Genomic DNA, 20,174 nt, shown 5'->3' with positions numbered 1-20,174 from the left:
TCGACACCCCGGCCGTCCGGAGCCGTGAGACGTGTTGCCGCCGTCCTGGGCCTGGCCCTCGCCGTGTCCCTGCTGCCACAGATCGCGCCGTCCCCGGCGGACGCGCGAGCCGCGGGGCTCGACCGGCTGCCCACGCAGACCGACTTCGACCGCCCGGTGCGCGGGAAGGACCTCAAGGCAAGCCGCTATCAGAAGGAGGACGCCGCAGCGAAGGCTGCGGTCACCGAGGCGGAAGCCTCCGCCTGGCCCGCCGAGGACCGTGCCAGAGTGACGCTGGGCAAGAAGGCGGTGCGAGCCGGCACACTCCCGGTCCACGTCTCCAAGGCGGGCGAGACCAGTCCGGCGGCGGTCGACGTGGCCTTCCCCGGCCGCACCACGGTGACGCGGGCCGGACTCGACGGCATCCTGCTGACCGTGACCCGCGCGGACGGCCGGGACGAGACGTCCGGCACCGTCCAAGTGACCTTGGACTACGCGAAGTTCGCCTCGGCCTACGGCGGTGACTACGCGTCCCGACTGCGGCTGGTGCAGTACCCGGCCTGCGTGCTGACCAGCCCCGAGAAGAAAGGGTGCGTCGAGCCGACCCCTCTGCGGTACGTCAACGACACCCAGGACCGCACCCTCACGGCCACCGTCGGAGTGACGGCGGGCTCGTCGGACGCCGACGGCACCGCCGCGCAGCCGACCGTCCTCGCGGCGACGGCCGGGGACTCCGGCGCACAGGGCAGTTACGCGGCCACGGGACTGGCCCCCTCCGCGCAGTGGAGCGTGTCCAACGCGTCCGGCGCGTTCAACTGGTCCTATCCGATCAGCGCGCCACCGGTGCCGGGAGGACTCGTCCCCGAGGTGGCGCTGAGCTACAACTCGCAGTCGATCGACGGGCAGACGTCGGCGACGAACAACCAGGGATCGTGGATCGGCCAGGGCTTCTCCTACGAGCCGGGCTTCATCGAACGCCGCTACAAGCCCTGCGCGGACGACGGCCACGACAAGACCAACGGTGACCAGTGCTGGGGCACCGACAACGCCACGCTCTCCATCGCCGGTGGCGCGTCCGGAGACCTGATCAAGGACGACACCACCGGCAAGTGGCATATCGCCTCCGACGACTACTCGAAGGTCGAGCGGCTCACCGGGGCGAACAACGGCGATGCCGACGGCGAGTACTGGAAGATCACCGACACCGACGGCACCCAGTTCTTCTTCGGCCTCAACCGCCTCTCCGGCTGGTCCAGCGGTGACGAGACGACCAACTCGGCCTGGACCGTCCCGGTCTACGGGGACGATCCCGGCGAGCCGTGTCACAAGGCCGTCTTCGCCGACGCCTACTGCGACCAGGCATGGCGCTGGAACCTGGACGCGATCGTCGACCGGCACGGCAACCAGGTCTCGTACTTCTACGGCACCGAGACCAACCACTACACCCAGGGTCTGAAGACGGCGGAGAACGGCAAGCCGTACATTCGCGGCGGCTACCTCAAGCGCATCGACTACGGTCAGCGGTCCGGTTCCGTCTACGGCTCCAAGCCCGCGGCACGGGTCACCTTCAGCACCTCCGAACGGTGCATCGGCGACCTCACCGACTGCGAGGCCGCCGACCTCACCGATGCCACCGCCGCGGACTGGCCCGACGTGCCGTGGGACCGCAACTGCAAGGCGAACAGCAAGTGCCCCGGCCAGAACTCGCCCACCTTCTGGACGCGTAAGCAACTCGACAAGATCACCACCCAGATCCGTACCGGCGCCTCCGCCTACACGGACGTCGACTCCTGGTCCCTGGGCCACCTCTTCACCGACAACGGGGACGGTTCCAAGTCCCTGTGGCTCAGCCGGATCGACCACAGGGGCCTGACCGGCACCGCGGTCTCCGTCCCGACCGTGAAGCTGCACGGGCTGCAACTCGCGAACCGGGTCGACAAGGCCGGTGACAACATCCAGCCCTTCATCCGGTTCCGGCTCACTGCTGTGGAGAACGAGTCCGGCGGCGTGCTCACCGTCGACTACGCGAGCACACAGTGCAACGGGACCAGCCTGCCGGCGCCGGGCGGGTCGAAGGTCCGCTGCTACCCGGTCAAATGGAACCCCCCGGGTGAGAAGGACCCCATCACCGACTGGTTCCACAAGTATGTCGTCTCCTCCGTGAAGGAGACGGATCTCATCGGGGGTGGCCCCGACCAGGTCACTTCGTACACCTACCTCGGTGACGCGGGCTGGCGGAAGGCCAAGCCGGACGGTCTGACCAAGTCCGAGTACCTGACGTGGAGCGACTGGCGCGGCTACCAGCGCGTCCGCGTCCAGACCTCCGACGGCACCAACCACCCATCGAACACCCGCACCGAGCACCTGTACTTCCAGGGCCTGGACGGAGACGCCACCGCCAGTGGCGGGACCCGGACCTCGACGGTGACCGACTCCACGGGGACGTCACACACCGACGACGACTGGAAGTCCGGCTTCGCACTCGAAACGCTCACCTACAACGGTGACAGCGTGACCGCGAAGTCCGTCAGCACCCCTTGGACCAAGGTCACCGCCACCGACGTCGAGGACTGGGGCACCCGCACAGCCCGCTACGTGCGCGGCCTCCGCACCGACACCTACGAGGCACTCGCCTCCGGCGGGTGGCGTCAGTCCGCGGCGTCCCACACCTTCGACGCGACGACCGGTCGGCTGGTGCGAACCGCCGACTACGGCGAGACCGCCGTGAACGACAACCAGTGCACCACCACCCAGTACGCGGACAACCCGGACCGCCACATCTACGGGCTCGTCGCCAGGGTCGAGCGACTCGCCGTGGACTGCGCCACCACGCCCGACCGGTCCAAGGACGTCATCTCCGACGACATCACCCTCTACGACGGCACCACGACCGTCGGCGCGGCCCCCACCAAGGGCGACCCGACCACCGTCAAGCGCCTGGCCACCCACGACGGCACCACCGCCACCCACCAGACGGTCTCCCGCGCCACCTACGACGATTACGGCCGCCCGCTGACGGTCACGGACGCCGCCGGGGAGACCACGCGCACCACATACACCGACACGTACGGTCTCGCCACGAAGAAGGTGGACACCAACCCGCTCGGCTGGGAGACCGCCACCGAGTACGCCCCTCAGTGGGGGCAGCCGGTCGCCGAGACCGACATGAACGGCAAGCGCTCCGACTTCGCGTACGACGGCCTGGGCCGTCTCACCGCCGTGTGGATGCCCGACCGGCCCAAGTCCGCCGACCTCACCCCGTCCATCCGCTACACGTACGCGATCCGCAAGGACGCGCCGACCTACGTCCGCACCGAGAAAATTGAGAAGAGCGGCAGCACCTACGGCAGTGAATACCGCCTTTTCGACGGCCTCCTGAGGACGCGTCAGCTTCAGACTCAAGGTCCGGGCGGCGGCCGGCTCATCGCCGACACCCACTACGACGGCTCCAGCCGTGTCGTGAAGGTCAACGACACCTATTACGTGAGCGGCGCCCCGGGCACCAGCTTGTTCCAGCCCGACCCCGTGGACATCGACGCCCAGACGGTGACCGAGTACGACGGGGCGGGACGCACCACCGCCACCATCTTCAAGGTCGGCGGAGTCGAGGAGAACCGCACCACCTACACCTACGGCGGTGATCGCGTCCACGTCGACCCCCCGAACGGACAGACACCCACGACCACCATCACGGACGTACGGGACCGGACGGTGGAGCTGCGCCAGTACAAGAGCGACGCGCCACGGCCGTTCGGAACCGCCGACGACTACGTCTCGACCCGGTACGCGTACACGCCGTCGGATCAGCTCAAGAAGGTCACCGACCAGTCCGGCAACATCTGGACCTACGACTACGACCAGCGCGGCCGTCAGGTCGCCGGAAGCGATCCCGACGCCGGCCGGACCACGTTCACCTACGACGACCTGGACCGCAGGGTCTCCGTCACCGACGCCCGCGGCAACACGACGACCACGACCCACGACGTCATCGGCCGGCCCACCGGAACCTGGCAGGGCCCGGCGGAGACCGGAACCCCCCTCTCGGCGATGCGCTACGATGCCGTGGCCAAGGGCGAGTTGTACGGGGAGTACACCTACCGCGACGGTGCGGTCTACAGCTCCGTGCTCTATCCGTCTCTCGACAAGATGTACCAGCCCGAGGCGGTCAGGTACACGGTGTCGAAGGCGGCCGAGCCCGAGTTGGGCGGCACCTACGAGTTCACCATCGGGTACAACCTCGACGGCACGATCCTGGCACAGGGCCTCCCGGCGGCCGGCGGGCTGCCCGGGGAAAGCGTGTCCTTCCAGTACGACGCGCTCCAACGGCCCATCGCCATGGGAACGTCGCTGAACGGTACGGGCAAGTACGTCAACGACGCGGTGTATTCACCCACCAGCGATCTGGAGGGGCTCGAACTGTGGACCGGGCGTTCCGCGGATCGCAGGACGTGGCTGGACTTCCGGTACGAGCGAGGCACGCACCGCCTGGTACGGCAGAGCGTGCGCGTGGAGGGCGCGGCCTCACCCGCCCTTGACGCCACCTACGGCTACGACGACGGCGGCAACGTCCGTTCCATCGCCGACCGGCCGGCCGGCGGACCGAACGACGTGCAGTGCCTCACGTACGACGCCCTCGGCCGCATGACGGAGGCATGGACCGCGGCGGGCACCCCCGACGGAGCGTCCGGCACCGGTACCCGGGACGCGGCCTGTACCCCGGCCCCCTCCACAGCCGGCTTCGGAGGGGTCTCCCCGTACTGGAACACCTACACCTACGACGCCACCGGCAACCGCACCGGCCTGACCCGGCACGGAATCGGGAGCACACCCACCTCCACCGCCGCGTACACCTACGGCGAGGGCGGCGCGGGTCCCCACCAGCTCGCCAAGACCGTGACGCGTACCGAGGCGGCGGGCACCGCCCCCGCCGTCACCTCCCAGGACACCTACACCTACGACCGGGCCGGCAACACCAGCAGCCGCGTGCTGAACGGGGACACCCAGAGCCTCACCTGGGACAAGCAGGGGGCCCTCACCGAGGTGAAGGAGGCCGACGGAAGCAGCACCGGCTACGTGTACGACGCCGCCGGCACCCGCCTGATCCGGGAAACGCCGCAGGAGAAGGTGCGGTACCTGCCGGGCCTGGAACTCCGGCTGAACAAGGCGAGCAAGACTGTCGAGGCCACCCGCTACTACTCATTCGGCGGGCAGACGATCGCCCAGCGCACTACCGGTGGGGTCACCTACCTGGCATCGGACCACCAGGGGACGGCCCAACTCGCCATCGCCGCGTCGGACGGCTCCACCCAGCGCCGGCGCATGGACTCGTTCGGTGTCGTCAGGGACCAGGGCACGGCGGGTACCTCCTCCTGGGTCAACGACAAGGGCTTCGTCGGCGGCACCAACGACGAGAGCACCGGGCTCGTCCACCTCGGGGCACGGGAGTACGACCCGTCCAGCGGGCGGTTCATCTCCATCGACCCTGTGATGAACCTCGCCAATCCCCAGCACATCAACGGCTACACCTACGGCAACAACAACCCGGCCACACACGCCGACCCGTCGGGCATGTGCCCGTTCATCGACTGCCCGACCCGGCCGTGTGCCCTGTGCGAGAACACCACTCCAGGACAGAAGCCCGGCCCGCCCAAGCTGTCGGCGAACGCGCTCGCGGCGGGATGGACTCTCGAGAAGGCCCTCGCCAACGATTCCGTCGCCGCGGTCAAGAAGCGGCAGAAGCAGGAGGTACAAGCCCAGGCGGACGCCGCCAAGCGGAGGGTCCAGAGCGCGGCCAAGGAAATAGCGAAGATAGTCTCGGACGAACTCGGCATCACCGCGGCGCTCGACTGCTTCACCACCGGCGCACTCGGCTCCTGTGCGGAGACCGCGTTCAATATCATCACGAGCTTCATCGGCGGCGTTGTCGGAAAGCTCATCACCAAATACGGCATCAAATGGCGCTGGGACAAAGCAGCCGCACTCGCCAAGAGGCTATACGCCTTGGGTGAGAAGCTCGTCGATGCGGCGAATGACTGGTGGAGCCATAGTCGACTGGCCCGGAAACTCGGCCGGGGATGCAACAGCTTCACGCCGGAAACACGCGTCCTGATGGCCGACGGGACGACCAAGGCGATCAAGGACGTCGACATCGGCGACGAAGTCCTCGCCACCGACCCCGAGACCGGTGAGACCGCCCCCCAGACGGTCACCTCCGAAATCAAGGGAAGTGGTGTCAAGCACCTCGTCCGCGTCACGGTCGACGCCGACGGAGACACCCCTGGCAAGACGGCTTCGGTCACCGCGACCGACGGCCACCCCTTCTGGGTCGAGGAACTCGGCGAGTGGATCGACGCCACCGACCTGAAGCCCGGCCAGTGGCTGAAGACCAGCGCCGGCACCTACGTAGAGGTCACCGCCATCCAACGATGGACGACCCTCTCCACAACAGTCCACAACCTGACCGTCGGCAACTTCCACACGTACTATGTGCTGGCGGGGCAGACTCCGGTACTCGTTCACAACTGCAACCTGAGTGGCTACGCCGACAGCATTCGCAACGAACCTGGGGTGAAGTTTGCCTCCGAGTACACATCCCCTTCAGGGGCGAAGTACTACGGCCGCAATAAGCATGGCCAGCAGGCGGAAGGGCCGTTGGCGGATGCACTCGAACGGACAGGTCACCATGGAGGGTGCGCGGAGGTGCACTGTCTAATTCAGGCGCAGGCAGCGGAAGGGCCCGAGGCCATCAGGGGTGGAACCATGCGAACGGTAAGAACGCGGAATAACTCCATGCCGACATCGAATACGGATGGGCATGGTGAACCGGCTCACCCCTGCGGCCGCTGTGGTCGGCTGCTAGAAGACCTGGGGATCAACTGATGTCCATGATTCGATTCGACTCGCTCAGTGAGGATCTGTGTGGGGCGCTTGTTGCGTCCGGATGGAGTGCGGACAGGGAAGTTGACGCCGGTCAATGGGTGAAGCCGTTGGAGGGTGAAGGATACCGGGCCCACCCGTTGGCTGAAGAAATCCTCGCGGCGGTGGGAGGGCTCTCGATCGATCCCGTCAATCGAGTCGGCCCGAACTTCAGTAATGACGAGCCTTACAATTTCGATCCCCTCGCCGCTGGATCGGGGCAGCGTGATCTAGCGGCAGAGGTAGAGGGTGTTCTCGGTGGAGACTATTTCCCTATCGGTGAATGGCTCAGCTATTCAAGCGTATTCGTCGAGGCTGGAGGGAGGGTGGTTGCTGCTGGTATGGGTTGGATTTGGGAGCTCGGTTCTACCTTTGCAGACTCCCTGGAGCTGGCAGTCTGCGCGAATCGCCCGCTGGTCTGTCTGCACTCCGATCCGGGACTCGATCCTTGGCCGAGACCTGATTCCCCTTAGTGAATCTCGGCCGCGTGGAGCTTCCTGTAACGGGGCCTCTGGCCGGGTTGACGGCAGTAGTTGACGGCAACGGAGGCGGACACCCAGGTGTCCGCCGCCGTTGCCGTACGTATGTCAGGGGTGGTCGAGGGCGCGTCCGAGTCGATGGCGTCTCGCTGGAGGCGGAGTCGGACGTGCGCGTAGACGGTGGCGGTGACGCCGATGTGGGCGTGGCCGAGTAGTTCCTTGATCACAACGAGCTCGACGCCCTGTTCCAGGAGCAGGGTGGCGGTGGAGTGGCGGAGGTCGTGGAAGCGGATGCGGCGGAGGCCGGCCTTGCGTAGGAGCGTGAGGAAGGTGCGGGTGAGGTTGGTCGGGTCGATCGGTCGGCCCTGCGCGGTGGTGAACACGTGCCCGTCGTGCTGCCACGTCGTGCCCGCAGCCTCACGCTCGCGCTTCTGCTATTCGTGGTGGAGCTTCAGCGACTGGAGGCAACGGGTGGGGAGGGCGATGCGGCGCTCGGAGACCCTGGTCTTGGTGGGCAGTGTGGTGAGGCCGCCAGTGCTGGTGCGCTGAAGGGTGCGGCGGATTGTGGCGGTGCCGGCGTCGAGGTCGAGGTCTTCCCAGCGCAGGCCTAGGTGTTCTGTCCCGGGAGGTTGTGGACGGGTGAGTCAGGTCTCGGTTGTGGGATCTTGAACAGGTGAGGGCCTTCCGGTTCGGTGTGGATTGCGACGTCTACACCTGACCGAAAGGCCCTCGTGCCCCACCGTAATGCACCCCTGACCGAGACCGGACGGCTGCGCCTGGCTCGCTGCGTGGTCGAGGACGGCTGGCCCCTGCGCCGGGCCGCCGAGCGCTTCCAGGTCTCGCCGACCACCGCCCAGCGCTGGGCCGGGCGCTACCGGCAGTTCGGCGAGGCCGGCATGTCCGACCGCTCCTCCCGCCCGCACGCAAGCCCGCGCCGCACCCCGACCCGCACCGAACGCCGGATCATCAAGGTCCGTCTCCTGCGCCGGTGGGGACCGGCCCGCATCGCCCACCTGCTGCGTCTGGTGCCCTCGACCGTGCACCGGGTACTGACCCGCTTCGGCCTGGCCCGCCTCACCCACCTGGACCGGGCCACCGGCCGGGTCATCCGCCGCTACGAACGCGAGCGGCCCGGCGAGCTGGTGCACGTGGACATCAAGAAGCTGGGCAACATCCCCGACGGCGGTGGCCACAAGATGCTGGGCCGGCAAGCGGGCCGCAGGAACCGCAAGAACGTCGGCTACAGCTACCTGCACACCGCCGTCGACGACCGCTCCCGCCTCGCCTACAGCGAGATCCACACCGACGAGAAGAAGGAGACCGCCACCGGCTTCTGGACCCGTGCCCACGCCTTCTTCAGCGAGTGCGGGATCACCGTCGAGCGCGTGCTGACCGACAACGGCTCCTGCTACCGCTCACGCGACTGGCGCGACGTGCTCACCGCGGCCGGGATCACCCACAAACGCACCCGGCCCTACCGCCCGCAGACCAACGGCAAGGTCGAACGCTTCAACCGCACCCTGCTCGACGAATGGGCCTACGCCCGCCCCTACCGGTCCGAAGCCGAGCGCCGCGAAGCGTTCCCGCGGTGGCTGCACACCTACAATCACCACCGCGGACACACCGCACTCAACGGCCAACCACCCGCCAGCCGCGTCCCCAACCTCACAGGGCAATACACCTAGGAGTTCGCCCTTGCGGAGTCCGGTGTGGAGGGCGAGTTCGAACAGCGCGTGCAACCGGTGACCGTGTGTGGTGGTGAGGAGCTGGCGGGCTTCGTCGGCGGTGAGGGGTTCGAAGCGGCGGGGGCGTGGGGTGCCGGTGCGGACGTTACGGGCGACGTTGCGCGGGATCTCCTCCTCGCGGACGGCGTGCTCCAAGGCGGACTTGAGCACGGAGTGGATGTAGGTCAGCGTCAGCGGGGAGAGCAGTTTGCGGCAGCACTGGCCGACGGCGCAGCAGCGGGGCTGGTCGCGCCGGACGTCGATGCCGCGCGTGCAGCACTGGCAGGTGGTGCGGAGCTGGTTGAGCCAGGTGCGGATGTCCTTGGCGGTGAGCTTGGTGAGCTTCTTCTTGCCGAGGCCGGGGATGAGGTAGCGGTTGACGCAGGTGGTGTAGCGGGTGTGGGTGTTCTCGCGGAGGTGGTGGACGGCGACGTTCTCCAGCCAATAGGTCAGGTACGCGGCCACGCTGCCCTGCGCGGAGGGGATGGGGAGGCCACGGTTGCTGGCGGCGATCTTCTCGGTGAGCTTGGCCAGGGCGTCTTTGCGGGTGGTGCCGTAGACGCGGATGCGCTTGCGGGTGTTGCCGGGGGCGAGGACGTATCCGGCGGCTTCCCAGCGGCCGTCCTTGCGCTGGTAGACGGTCCCATCGCCGTTGGCGCGCACGCGGCGGGAGGGGCTGGTGTCTCGGGGCGAGGTCATCAGGCGGCGTCCTGTTCGAGGCGGGTGCGGATGAAGTCGGTCAGGGCGTGGGTGGGGATGCGGCGGGCTCGGCCGAGGGTGATCGAGGCGAGCTGGCGGGTGCGGAGCAGGTCGTAGACGGCGGAGCGGCCGAGCTGGAGGCGGGCCATGACCTGGGGAACCGTCAGCAGCTCCTCCGGCGTACTCAGCGCCTGGTGGGGCGCGGCGGGCGCGTGCGTGGTCATCAGCAGCCCCCTTCGAACGCGGACTGGCGTGCCAGTTCTCTGCGGTGCCAGACGGCAGCGGCCAGGAGGGCGGCGCCGGGGCTGTAGCCGGTGCCGAGGTAGGCCCAGTGGCCGACGACGAGGGTGGTCGTCGGGTCGAGTTCGGGCAGGCCGGAGTGGGTGCGGGCCTGTCCGGTGCGCCAGACGCGGCGGGCGTCGCGCAGCGCGCCGAGGGTGGTCGAGTAGGAGCGGGACTTGGTGGAGAAGTGGCCGCGGAAGCCGAGCATGTGCGCCCACTTCCAGAGTTTGAGTTCGGCGAATTCGGGCAGGCGCCCCAGCTCCCAGCAGGTGCGGATCATCTGCCGCACGTGGCGGGCGACGGCGAGCCGGGGCAACAGCCGGGCCTGCCCGGTGCCGTCGCATGCGGTGCACGGGAGCGGGGTCCCGTGGGGCAGGAGGGTGGCGCCGCGTCCCTGGCAGGGGCGGCAGAACAGGGCACGGTCGAGGGTGCCGGAGGCGTCGGCGGACTTGGTGGCGTACTTGGCCACGTAGGCGGCGATCTCGCGCATGTCGAGCTGTTCGCCCCAGGTGAGTTCGCGTTCCCCGATCGCATCCGACACGACGGCCACTCGGACACGAAGGGCGGCGGCCCGGATGGCGTCAGCGAGCATGGCGACGGTGGCATACGGCGGTGGGGGCTGGCTGGTGCCGTCCGGGCCGTCGAGGCTTCTTGATCTCGGTGAGGATGTGCATCCAGTGCTTGGCGGCCTCACCGCCGTCGCCGGCCCACAGCCCGAGGATGTCGCGCCGGCCCTCGACGGTGACGGCCAGGGCCACGTGGACCGACGCGCGCCGGTCGGGCGGGAGTGGTCCGGTTGGGGAGATGGTGTGGTGGGGGGAAGGCGGGGGCTGGGGCGGTGGGGGAGGGGCTTCTAGCCTGGGGTGGTGGCTTCCGGGGGGCGAGGGCTGCGGGCGGCACAGGTCGTCTGCCTGGTCGGTCTGATCGGGCTGTACCTCTTCTCGGCGTTCGCCGATGTGCAGGGGCGGGCGAGGACCGGGCTGTCGGTGGCCATCGCCGTACTCACCACCGTGTTCTCCCTGTTGAACCGGCCGGTGCTGAGGCCGCCGGAGGGGCGTGGCGTACCGCGGTCCGGGTTCGTCGCGTTCGCCGGGCGGCTGGGGATCGTGGTCGTCTGGATCGTCCAGGCGGGCCTGTTCGGCTTCTCCGGCTTTCTCGTCTCCGCCAACTTCCAGGAGGAGCCCGGGTTTCACGGCCGGGTCGCGCTGATCGCCGCCGTCGGGCAGGTGCTGGCGTTCGGCGCGCTGTGCGCTCGGAGCATGGCGGGGTTCCGGCCCGACCGGGGTTTCCGCTTCACCGTGTTCGGCGTCCTGCGCCATCTGGTCGACAGGGTCGTCCTGGTGGTGCTCGCCGGGTACGCCGGCACCCTGCCGCAGGTCGCCGAGACCGCCGTCGCCTGGGTGCCGGAGCATCTGCACGACCGGGTCTCCGGGCTGCTGCCGGGATGGCTCGCCTGGCCGGTGACGATCGCCGCGTGCGCCGTCTGGTTCGTCGGCGTCCTCGTCGTCGAGAGCCTGGTGCAGCGGCTGATCGCCTCCGGGCTCGGCCCCGACAACTCCCTCGGCGCCTGGCTCGGCGACCACACCCCCGTCTCCTACCGCCGCACCGACACCGACGTCACCTTCGACTTCGACTTCCTGCTGGTCCGCCTCTACTACTACAACAGCACCCTCGGCTGGGCGTTCCTCGGCAGGGTGCTGATCGAGATGCGGTACAGCAGCAGCTTCGGGCCCCGCTCCCGGCCACCGACCCGGCGCCGGATCGCCAAGGGGCGACGGTACGAACGGCCCCTGGCCGAAGGGGAGATGGACCGGCTGCGGGAGGAGATCGCCGGCGCTGCCGTGGCGGCGGCCCCCCGGGAATGGCGGCTGCTGCTCCTGGAGTACCGGGCCGCCGGGCGGTACGAGGAGGCGCAGGTGCGGGTCGACCCCCGGGACCGGTGGGCCCGCGGCTGGGACCCGCCCGCAACGGAGGACCCCGAGGCGGACACCGACGCGGAACCGGGGGAGGAGAGCGAGGGAGAGGGGGCGTCCGGGGTGCCGGTCGACCTGCCAGGGTTCGCCGGGCTGCCCGCCCTGCGGAGGTGGCGCGAGGCGAGCTACACCGCCGAGAACGGCGTCGCCCACGTCCTCGTCGTCAGCGTCGAGAAGATCGATCCGACCGCGTACTCGTACTCCCCCGAGCACCCGTGGCGCACCGCCTCCTGGCAGGAGTACGACGCGCCCGGGTGGCGGCAGCCGCCGTCCGTCCGCGAGTACCGGCGTGACCTGCGCCGTTTCCCGACGGCGCGGGGAAGCCGGCCGTTCTGGCTGCGGAACCGGGTGAAGCGGATCGGCTGAGCCCCGCCCGCCGCACCGCGCCCCCGCCGTTTCACCGGCCGCGGGGAGGAAACCCCGGCCAGGGAGTGGAGGCAGCCATGCGATTCCCCCATCGCCGCGCGGCCGGCCGCGAACTCGCCCGCCGGCTCGTGGAAACGGCGCCCGGCGGCGCCCTGCCGCGCCCCGTCGTCCTCGCCCTGCCCCGGGGCGGCGTGCCCGTCGCCGCCGAGGTCGCCCGCGCGCTCGACGCGCCCCTCGACGTGCTTGTCGTCCGCAAGATCGGTGTCCCCGGCCGGCCCGAGGCGGGGATCGGCGCGATCGCCGGGGACGACCCGCCGCTCTTCGACCGGCGGACCCTGGGACGGCTCGGCCTCGACGAGGCCGACCTCGCGGCGGACGTGGCCCGCGAACGGGCGGAACTCGGCCGCCGCGCCCTGCGCTACCGGGGCGGCCGGCCCGCCCCCGACGTGCGGGACCGCACCGTCGTCCTGGTCGACGACGGCCTCGCCACCGGCGTCACCGCCCGTGCCGCCCTGCGCCACCTGCGCCGCCGGGCGCCCGCCCGGCTGATCCTCGCCGTGCCCGTCGGCGCCCCCGAGGCCGTCGCCGCGCTGCGCCGGGAGGCCGACGACGTCCTCTGCCTCTCCCAGCCGCCGGACTTCGGCGCGGTCGGCCTCTGGTACGACGACTTCGCGCAGGTCACCGACGAGGAGGTCATCGCCCTGCTGGACGCCCGCCAGCCCCCGGCCGGGGAACGGTGAGGGCGTACCGGCGTGTTGTTTGCCGCGTCGCCCACCGGGCTACCCGGGCCCGTGTGCGGCGGCGACGCCCAGCGCCCTGCCCGGCCACAGAGAGGCCGGCGGACTGGCCGGCGGGCCGGCGGCACAGCGTCCGCGGACGGCCGCGGACCGACCATGGACCCCCGTACGGACGACGGAACGGAGTGACGGCATGCGGATAGGGATCATCGGGGCGGGCCGGATCGGCTCCACCCTCGCCCGGCGCTTCGCCGGCAACGGCCACGAGGTGCGGCTCGCCAACTCGCGCGGCCCGGACACCCTCTCCGGCCTCGTCGCGGGCATGGACGGGCCCGTGGAGGCGTCGACCGCCGAGGACGCGGCCCGCTTCGGCGAGGTGGTGGTCGTCTCCATCCCCTACGGGCGCGTCGACGAACTCCCGCACACCGGACTCCGCGACAAGATCCTCGTCGACACCTGCAACTACTACCCGCAGCGCGACGGGCACGACCCCGAACTGGACACCGGCTCCACCACCTCCAGCGAGAAGGTGCGCGCGGCGACCGGCGGGGACGTGGTGAAGGCGTTCAACGCGATCTACTGGGAGAACCTGCGCGACCACGGCCGGCCCCCCGGCGACCCGGAGCGCATCGCCATCCCGGTCTCCGGCGACGACGAGGAGGCCAAGGCCGTCGTGGCGACCCTGATCCAGGACATCGGCTTCGACGCGGTGGACGCCGGCCGGCTGGACGCGGGCGGGCGCAAGCACCAGCCCGGCAGCGACGTGTACACGGCGGAGCTGGACGCCGAGGAACTGGACGCGCGGCTGCGGACCGCCTGACCCGCGGCGAGGGGCGGTCCGCGGACCGGCATCCGGCTACTTCTCGTACGTGGACAGCGCCAGTCCGAGGCCGAAGAAGGTCGGCGCCCATTCCCCGACGAAGATGCCCCAGCGGTCCGCCCGCTCCTCGCCCTTCTTCTCGACGCCGCGCGAGGCGCCCCAGGACAGGACGGACAGGCCGATGGACACGAACGCGGCGGCATAGGCGTGCTCGGAGCGGATGCCGGACTCGTGCAGCTTCTTGACGATCACCACTGACTCGCTTCCTGCGTGGAGGGGGGTTTCCCTCCATCCGAGGGCAGGCGGGCGGCCCCGGCGACCGCGCGGGTCCGAACGGCCCAACCGGTCACCCGGCCCGCCCCCTCACCCCGCCGCGCCGCCCGCGTTCTCCGCGGGGAGGTGACCGAGGCGGGCGGCGACGCGTTCGCGCAGGAGGAGGTACTCCGCCCGGCGCCGGGCGGGAGGTCCCGGCGGGCGGCGCACGAGGCGGGGCGCGTCGACGGTCTGACCGTCCCGGAACTGCTCGCGGGTCAGGTCGAGTTCCACCCCGGAGGGCAGCCGGTTCCACCAGTGGTGGCCGTGCCGTTCCGCACCGAGGTACACCTCGCCGACGACGAGGTCGCCGCCGAAGACGTCGTGCACGACGAGCGCCGTGATGTCGCACTGGCCCCAGGCCGGATTGTCCGGCTGCCAGGGGGCGCGCTCGGCGTCGTCCGGCGAGCAGGTGTCGGCGGCCCAACCGGCCCGCAGGGCACGGTCGATGGCGAGAAGGTCCCAAGGAGGCATAGGAGCACCCTCTCAGCCGCCACCGACAAGGGCCGCGAAACCGGTCCCCCGGCCCGGCCCGGCCCCGCCCGGCCCGACCTCGCCCGCCCGGCCCCCGGCCCCCGGACTGCCCGGCCCCCGGCCCGGCGGCGGCCCCGTGCCCGCCCGGCGCCGCCGAAGTCCGTACCGCGCCACGACGCGGCGCCGCGGGCACACCCCGCGGGGGCCGGGCCCGGGGACCGGCTCACCCGGGCCCGGCGACCGCCGGGGCCGCCCCGCCCGGCGCGTGTCCGCCCCGCGCCGCTCCGTCCGGTCCGGCACCGTCCCGCGCCCCCTTCTCCGGTCCCGGCCCCAGCCGGTCGAGGGCCGCCGCCGCCAGGGCCGCGACGGCCGGGCGCAGGGCACCGGCGAGGTGCGGGGCGAAGAAGGGGGAGTGGTTCGGGTGGGGCACGGCGCCCGGGGCCGGGTCCGCCACGCCCAGCATCCAGTAGGCGAGCGGGATCCCGCCGCGGCCGTGCACCGGCGTACCGGCGTCGCCGAAGAGGGGGAAGTCCTCCGTGGCCATGGAGCCGGGCCAGGGAAGGACCCGCCCCGGGCCGAGCAGCGCGGCGTGGGCCCGGCGCAGCGCGTCGGTGGTGTGCGGGTCGCACCACAGGGCCGCCGCGCGGGAGACGACCTCCACCTCGGGCTCCTCGGGGGCACCGGAGGCGGCGCCCTCGGCGCGGACGACCCGGCGCAGGGTGTCCAGCGCCCGGTCGAGGCCCGTCTCGGTCGCGGCGCGGACGGCGACGCCGAGGTCCGCGCGGTCGGGGACGACGTTGGCGGCGGTGCCGGCGTGCAGGGTGCCGACGGTCAGGGTCACGCGGTCGGCGGGGGCGCTCTCCCGGGCCACGGCGGCGTGCAGCCGGGTGACGAGGGAGGCCGCGGCGAGGACCGGGTCCACCGCGAGGTGCGGGGTGGCGGCGTGCCCGCCCCGGCCGTGCAGGACGATGTCGAGCACCGCGCCGGCCGCCGCCATCGGCGTCCCCTCGGACGCGTGGGCGACGGTGCCGGCGGGGAGCGGGGCGGCGTGCTGGGCGAGGACGACGGCGGGGGCGGGGAAGCGTGCGTAGAGCCCGTCGCGCAGCATCGCCTCGGCCCCGGCCAGCGTCTCCTCGGCGGGCTGGCCCACCACGACGAGGGTGCCGCGCCACCGGCCGGAGAGCCGGGCGAGCAGGCCGGCGGCGCCCGCGGCGGCGGCCAGGTGGAGGTCGTGGCCGCAGGCGTGCATGGCGTCGGTGCGGCTGGCGTAGGGCAGGCCGGTGCGTTCGCGCAGCGGGAGGGCGTCGAGTTCGGCGCGGAGCCAGACGGCGGGTCCGGCGCCGTTGCGGAGCACGCCGACGACGCCGTGGCCGCCCACGCCGTGGGTGACCTCGCAGCCGGCCGCCGCGAGCCGCCGTCCGAAGCGGTCGGCGGTGCGGGCCTCCCGGCCGGACGGCTCGGGGTGCGCGTGCAGGTCCAGGTAGAGGTCGAGGGCCGGGCGCAGGACCTCGCCGGTGCGGGCGAGGAGGTGCGCCGCGCGGTCCGGGGCGGGCTCGGGCGGGTGGCTCATGGGCGCTCCGGGGAGAGGACGGGCCGGGCCTCCCCCGCGGGGAGGCCCGGAAGGGGCACACGGGCACGGCGGCCCCACACGGTGGCGCCGGCGGACGTACGGTCCGAACGCGGTGCGTACGCCGGCGCCCTCACGGGAACGGGTGGGGGGCCCGGTGGACCTCCGCGTCGGTGAGGTCGTCGTCCCGGTGCCCGCCGCGCCGCAGCGCGGTGCGCAGCCGGGGCATCAGCGGGGCCCGCTGCCGGTTCCAGCCGAAGTCGATCGGCAGCAGTCCGGGCACCACCGTGCCGACCGTGCGCAGGCCCATCCGCTCCTGCTCGGGCGAGGTCTGGTCGACGACGATGACGTCGTGTCCGGCGCGCACCAACTCGTCCACGACCAGGGCGACGTCGTCGCGCAGGTCGCCGGTGCGGGGCCGGCGCCCGCGCTCCCAGTCGCCGTACGTCTCGTCGAACGACCGTGTCTCAGCCGGCTCCAGGTAGGCGCGGGCGTAGGCGGACATGCGGGGGAGCCCGTAGAGCTGCGGGTGGTCCTTCAGGTGCCGCACCAGGGTGAAGTCGTCGGCCATGGCCTCCAGTTCGGCCCGGCGTTCACCGGTCTGCCGGGCCAGGTGCGGGATGTAGCTGAGGACTTCGGACAGGGCGCCCTCGATCGCCGAGCGCGGGTCCAGGGAGGCCGCGGCGGCGAAGGACAGCGTGCCCGGACCGCCGTCGCGGCGGACGCCGACCACGGTGACGGCGGGCACCGCCAGGTCGATGCGGTTGTCGAAGGCGTGCACGTCGTAGCCCTGGAGGGCGGCGCGTTCGGCCATCGCGGCGGCGGTGGTGCCGCCGACGGTCGCCAGGTCGACGCGGGGCAGGCGGGCCGCCGCGTACCATCCGTTGAGGAAGGCGTCGCGCTCGATCAGTTCGAGCAGCCCGCCGAGGACCGCCTCCTCCAGACAGCCGCCGATGGCGCAGCCGTTGGAGCACTCGAAGACGAAGTTGTCCCCGGCCGTCGGCATGCTGTAGTAGACCAGCCGCGACGGCACCAGTACCGGGCGTTCGTCGCGCAGCGACCAGCCCCAGTCCCAGGGCAGGGGCCGGGCCGGGTCGAAGGGGTCGACGAGCGGGTCGTCCCGGTAGGTCCCGGCCGCGTACAGGCCGCACTCGGCCGGGTCGACGGCGTCGGCCCGCAACTCCTCGTACGAGCCGACGACCGGCGCGTGCCCGACGCGGCGGCGGGTGCCCGCGTACCGCTCCAGGCCCTCCAGGAAGGCCAGCCGGCGGCTGGTGGCGAAGGAGTTCTCCTGCCCGCTCCAGGTCACGTCGTGGAGCCCCGCGTACCCCCGGACGAAGGCGCTGCCCGCCACCGGCGCGGTGGTGGAGGACGTCACGTCGGTCCAGGTGCCCGCGCCGAGGGCCCCGCAGACCGGGTTGGCGAGGGCGTCGGTGGGCAGCGGGTGGGCGAAGGCGGAGCGCACCCGGTAGGTGCCGGGGTCCGGTTTCGGGCGGGTGGCGAGGGACAGGGGCGGGACCTCGTGCGCCGCCCGGGGACCGGCCTGGGGACCGCAGTCCGGGCAGAGCGGGTCGGCGAGCAGCGGGTAGGTGCGCACCCCCAGCGTGGCCAGGTCCAGCCGGGTCACCTGCGGCAGTGCCCGGTCGGCGGCCAGTTCGGCGGGCGGCACCGGGCGGGGCCCGCGCAGCAGCGCCTCGCACAGCGCGGCCACGCCGTCCAGGACGTGGGCGGCCGGCACCGGCCAGGCCCCGGCGGGGCGGGGGCCGTCGGGGCCGGCGGTCTCCAGGGCGTTGCGCTCGCTGCGGCTGCGCAGGCGCTGCCAGCGCAGGGCGAGGCAGCGCCCGCAGGCGGGGGCGGTGCCGTCGCCGCCCCAGGGGCCGAGCAGTACCGCCGAGGCGCTGACGTGCACCAGCGCCGTCGGCCGGTCCGCCGCCCAGGGATCGGGGGCGCCGGTGTCCGCGCCGCCGGCGCCGACCGCGCCCACCGGCACGACGCGCGGGGCGCCGCTGCCGAAGCGGTCCTCCAGGTACGCCGCGACCGCGTCGCGGGCCTCCCGCATCGGATGCGCGGGCGTGCGGGCCGCGGTGGTCATGAGGTCTTCGTCCAGCGGAAGAGGCGCGCCGCGAGCGCGCCGAAGACCACGGCGAACACGACCAGCCCGAGGCAGCCCACGCCGACGTCGGAGAGGTCGCCGCGGCCGACGAGGGCGGCCGAGACCGCGTCGTTCAGGTAGCGCAGCGGCAGCACCAGGGAGATCTTCTGGAGCCAGTCCGGCATGGCGTCCAGCGGGAAGAACGACCCGGACAGGAACGCCATCGGCAGCATCAGGAAGTTGGCGATGGCGGCGACCGACTCGGGGGTGTCGGCGATGCTGCCGATGACCACGCCGAGCAGCAGGAAGGTGGTGATGCCGAGGGCGAGCACGGGGATCAGCAGCGGCCACCGGGAGTCCGGCACCAGATCGAAGCCGGGCAGCATCGCCACCCCGACGAACAGCACCGACTGGACCAGGCCCACGCCCAGCGCGAGGACGTAGCGGGAGCCGATGACGGAGGACAGCGGGGCCGGCGACATGCGGATCATGCGCAGGATGTCGTCCGCGCGCCACTGCATCAGGGTGAAGCCGATGCCGAAGACGGCGGCGTTGGCCACGCCCCAGGAGAGCACGCCCGCGGCGGTGTAGGAGAGGTAGGAGAAGCCGCTCTCCTCGACGTCCCGGCCGCGGAAGACGAGGCCGAAGACGACGAGGAAGATCAGCGGGAAGGCGAAGGTGAAGAAGACGGTGGTCTTGTCGCGGACCTGGGCGCGGTAGCCCGCCCCGGTCAGCGCGGTGTAGGCGCTCATGCCTGCTGCTCCTGGTGGTTCGGGGCGAGGGGGGTGCCGGTCGGCCGGGTGGTGATGTCGAGGTAGACGTCCTCCAGGCTCGGGGTGCGGGTCTGCACCCCGTCCAGGCCGGTGAGGGGGTCGAGGGCGGCGAGGACGCGGCCGGTGGCGCGGGTCTCCAGGACGAGGTGCCCGCCCTGGACGCTGACGGCGTCCACGCCGGGCAGCGCGGCGGCCCGTTCCTCGTCGATGCGGCCGAGCGGGACCAGCAGGCGGCTGCCGGCGCCGAAGGTGCCGATCAGGCGCTGTGGTTCGTCGGTGACGACGAGGCGGCCGGAGACCAGGATGCCGACGCGGTCGCAGAGTGCCTCGGCCTCGTCCAGGTGGTGCGTGGTGTAGACGATGGTCCGGCCGCGCGCCTTCAGGCCGCGCAGCACCTCCCACAGATCGCGGCGTCCGGCCGGGTCGAGCGCCGCGGTCGGCTCGTCGAGGAAGATCAGCTCGGGTCCGTGGACCAGCGCGGAGGCGATGGCGAGCCGCTGCCGCTGGCCGCCGGAGAGGCTGTCGACCCGGACGCCGTGCCGGTCGCCGAGCCCCACCGCCTCCAGGGTGGAGTCGACGGCGGCGCGGTCGGCGCCGAACAGGGCGGCCACCGTGCGCAGGTGCTCGTGGACGGTCTGCCGCACGAAGAACGCCGAGGACTGGGTCTGCACGCCCATCCGGGGCAGCAGGCCGGTGTTGCGCGGCCAGGGGGACTCGCCGAGGACGGCGACCTCGCCGGAGTCGGCCTGCCGCAGCCCCTCCATGATCTCCACCAGGGTGGACTTGCCGGCGCCGTTCGGGCCGAGCAGCCCGAAGAACTCGCCGCGCCGGACGTCCAGGGACACCCCGTCGACGGCCCGCCGGCCGCCGTAACTCTTCGTCACGCCGGTGACGGACACGGCCGGTTCGGACGCGGCCCCGGCGGTGGGGGAGGTGGAGCTCATACGGGTACCTCATTCATGGTCGCGTGGTCTTTCGGGTT

At 71.9% G+C, this 20,174-nt stretch carries 13 protein-coding genes and 4 pseudogenes; 6 read left to right on the top strand and 11 right to left on the bottom strand.

Features of this window, described 5'->3' with window-relative positions:
- The first annotated feature begins 24 nt into the window (after positions 1-24).
- Together VM636_RS06215 and VM636_RS06210 are read left to right on the top strand one after the other, a co-directional pair.
- Positions 25-6,858 carry a polymorphic toxin-type HINT domain-containing protein gene (locus VM636_RS06215; protein WP_234340500.1) on the top strand — a complete coding sequence of 2,278 codons (6,834 nt, stop codon included), beginning with the start codon at positions 25-27 and terminating at the stop codon, positions 6,856-6,858.
- 5 nt (positions 6,859-6,863) lie between these two features.
- Entirely contained in the window at positions 6,864-7,367 is a 504-nt protein-coding gene (locus VM636_RS06210; RefSeq protein ID WP_158786473.1) for an SUKH-3 domain-containing protein, read from the top strand.
- On the opposite strand, the pseudogene VM636_RS06205 reads toward VM636_RS06210, so the two are convergent.
- A pseudogene (locus tag VM636_RS06205) lies at positions 7,364-7,990 on the bottom strand (site-specific integrase); the annotation flags it as partial. The gene VM636_RS06210 and the pseudogene VM636_RS06205 overlap by 4 nt on opposite strands.
- A gap of 114 nt (positions 7,991-8,104) precedes the next feature.
- Here VM636_RS06205 and VM636_RS06200 point away from each other — a divergent pair.
- Positions 8,105-9,058, top strand: coding sequence for an IS481 family transposase (locus VM636_RS06200; RefSeq protein ID WP_338483739.1), 954 nt, complete (start codon positions 8,105-8,107; stop codon positions 9,056-9,058).
- Here the strand turns inward: VM636_RS06200 and VM636_RS06195 are convergent.
- The 4 genes and pseudogenes from VM636_RS06195 to VM636_RS06180 form a co-directional block, all read right to left on the bottom strand.
- Positions 9,053-9,796 (bottom strand): annotated as a pseudogene (locus tag VM636_RS06195) (site-specific integrase); the annotation flags it as partial. The gene VM636_RS06200 and the pseudogene VM636_RS06195 sit on opposite strands and share 6 nt — an antisense overlap.
- Entirely contained in the window at positions 9,796-10,020 is a 225-nt protein-coding gene (locus VM636_RS06190) for a helix-turn-helix domain-containing protein (protein WP_199809409.1), read from the bottom strand. The gene VM636_RS06190 and the pseudogene VM636_RS06195, both read right to left, overlap by 1 nt.
- Positions 10,020-10,724, bottom strand: a pseudogene (locus tag VM636_RS06185) (replication initiator); the annotation flags it as partial. The gene VM636_RS06190 and the pseudogene VM636_RS06185, both read right to left, overlap by 1 nt.
- A gap of 4 nt (positions 10,725-10,728) precedes the next feature.
- Positions 10,729-10,842, bottom strand: a pseudogene (locus tag VM636_RS06180) (transposase); the annotation flags it as partial.
- Between the two features lie 102 nt (positions 10,843-10,944).
- Here VM636_RS06180 and VM636_RS06175 point away from each other — a divergent pair.
- The 3 genes from VM636_RS06175 to VM636_RS06165 all read left to right on the top strand — a co-directional run bounded on the left by VM636_RS06175 (position 10,945) and on the right by VM636_RS06165 (position 13,974).
- Positions 10,945-12,417 carry a hypothetical protein gene (locus VM636_RS06175; RefSeq protein WP_199825482.1) on the top strand — a complete coding sequence of 491 codons (1,473 nt, stop codon included), beginning with the start codon at positions 10,945-10,947 and terminating at the stop codon, positions 12,415-12,417.
- A 77-nt stretch (positions 12,418-12,494) separates the two neighbouring features.
- Positions 12,495-13,157 (top strand): phosphoribosyltransferase family protein, encoded by a 663-nt coding sequence (locus tag VM636_RS06170; RefSeq protein WP_053913737.1) that lies wholly within the window; start codon positions 12,495-12,497, stop codon positions 13,155-13,157.
- Positions 13,158-13,347: 190 nt separating this feature from the next.
- Positions 13,348-13,974 (top strand): NAD(P)-binding domain-containing protein, encoded by a 627-nt coding sequence (locus VM636_RS06165; protein WP_030421831.1) that lies wholly within the window; start codon positions 13,348-13,350, stop codon positions 13,972-13,974.
- Positions 13,975-14,010: 36 nt separating this feature from the next.
- On the opposite strand, the gene VM636_RS06160 is transcribed toward VM636_RS06165, so the two are convergent.
- The 6 genes from VM636_RS06160 to VM636_RS06135 all read right to left on the bottom strand — a co-directional run bounded on the left by VM636_RS06160 (position 14,011) and on the right by VM636_RS06135 (position 20,136).
- Positions 14,011-14,226 (bottom strand): hypothetical protein, encoded by a 216-nt coding sequence (locus tag VM636_RS06160; protein ID WP_030421830.1) that lies wholly within the window; start codon positions 14,224-14,226, stop codon positions 14,011-14,013.
- 111 nt (positions 14,227-14,337) lie between these two features.
- Positions 14,338-14,760: a hypothetical protein gene (locus VM636_RS06155; RefSeq protein WP_030421829.1), complete on the bottom strand. Its 423-nt coding sequence runs from the start codon at positions 14,758-14,760 to the stop codon at positions 14,338-14,340.
- 223 nt (positions 14,761-14,983) lie between these two features.
- Entirely contained in the window at positions 14,984-16,330 is a 1,347-nt protein-coding gene (locus tag VM636_RS06150; protein ID WP_078962662.1) for an amidohydrolase, read from the bottom strand.
- A gap of 130 nt (positions 16,331-16,460) precedes the next feature.
- Positions 16,461-18,386 (bottom strand): TOMM precursor leader peptide-binding protein, encoded by a 1,926-nt coding sequence (locus VM636_RS06145; RefSeq protein WP_053913875.1) that lies wholly within the window; start codon positions 18,384-18,386, stop codon positions 16,461-16,463.
- Between the two features lie 29 nt (positions 18,387-18,415).
- Positions 18,416-19,171: an ABC transporter permease gene (locus VM636_RS06140; protein WP_030421826.1), complete on the bottom strand. Its 756-nt coding sequence runs from the start codon at positions 19,169-19,171 to the stop codon at positions 18,416-18,418.
- On the bottom strand, positions 19,168-20,136 hold the full coding sequence (locus tag VM636_RS06135; RefSeq protein WP_030421825.1) for an ABC transporter ATP-binding protein: 969 nt from the start codon (positions 20,134-20,136) through the stop codon (positions 19,168-19,170). Before VM636_RS06135 ends, VM636_RS06140 begins: the two co-directional genes overlap by 4 nt.
- Between the last annotated feature and the right edge of the window lie 38 nt (positions 20,137-20,174).

The sequence above is a fragment of the Streptomyces sp. SCSIO 75703 genome (assembly GCF_036607905.1).
GTDB lineage: Bacteria > Actinomycetota > Actinomycetes > Streptomycetales > Streptomycetaceae > Streptomyces.
This window is presented reverse-complemented; position numbering and strand designations above follow the sequence as displayed.

Coding starts and splice junctions, on each gene's coding strand:
- VM636_RS06165 (WP_030421831.1), top strand. CDS start 13,348: ATGCGGATAGGGATCATCGGGGCGGGCCGGATCGGCTCCACCCTCGCC.
- VM636_RS06210 (WP_158786473.1), top strand. CDS start 6,864: ATGATTCGATTCGACTCGCTCAGTGAGGATCTGTGTGGGGCGCTTGTT.
- VM636_RS06135 (WP_030421825.1), bottom strand. CDS start 20,136: ATGAGCTCCACCTCCCCCACCGCCGGGGCCGCGTCCGAACCGGCCGTG.
- VM636_RS06155 (WP_030421829.1), bottom strand. CDS start 14,760: ATGCCTCCTTGGGACCTTCTCGCCATCGACCGTGCCCTGCGGGCCGGT.
- VM636_RS06190 (WP_199809409.1), bottom strand. CDS start 10,020: ATGACCACGCACGCGCCCGCCGCGCCCCACCAGGCGCTGAGTACGCCG.
- VM636_RS06140 (WP_030421826.1), bottom strand. CDS start 19,171: ATGAGCGCCTACACCGCGCTGACCGGGGCGGGCTACCGCGCCCAGGTC.
- VM636_RS06145 (WP_053913875.1), bottom strand. CDS start 18,386: ATGCGGGAGGCCCGCGACGCGGTCGCGGCGTACCTGGAGGACCGCTTC.
- VM636_RS06150 (WP_078962662.1), bottom strand. CDS start 16,330: ATGAGCCACCCGCCCGAGCCCGCCCCGGACCGCGCGGCGCACCTCCTC.
- VM636_RS06170 (WP_053913737.1), top strand. CDS start 12,495: ATGCGATTCCCCCATCGCCGCGCGGCCGGCCGCGAACTCGCCCGCCGG.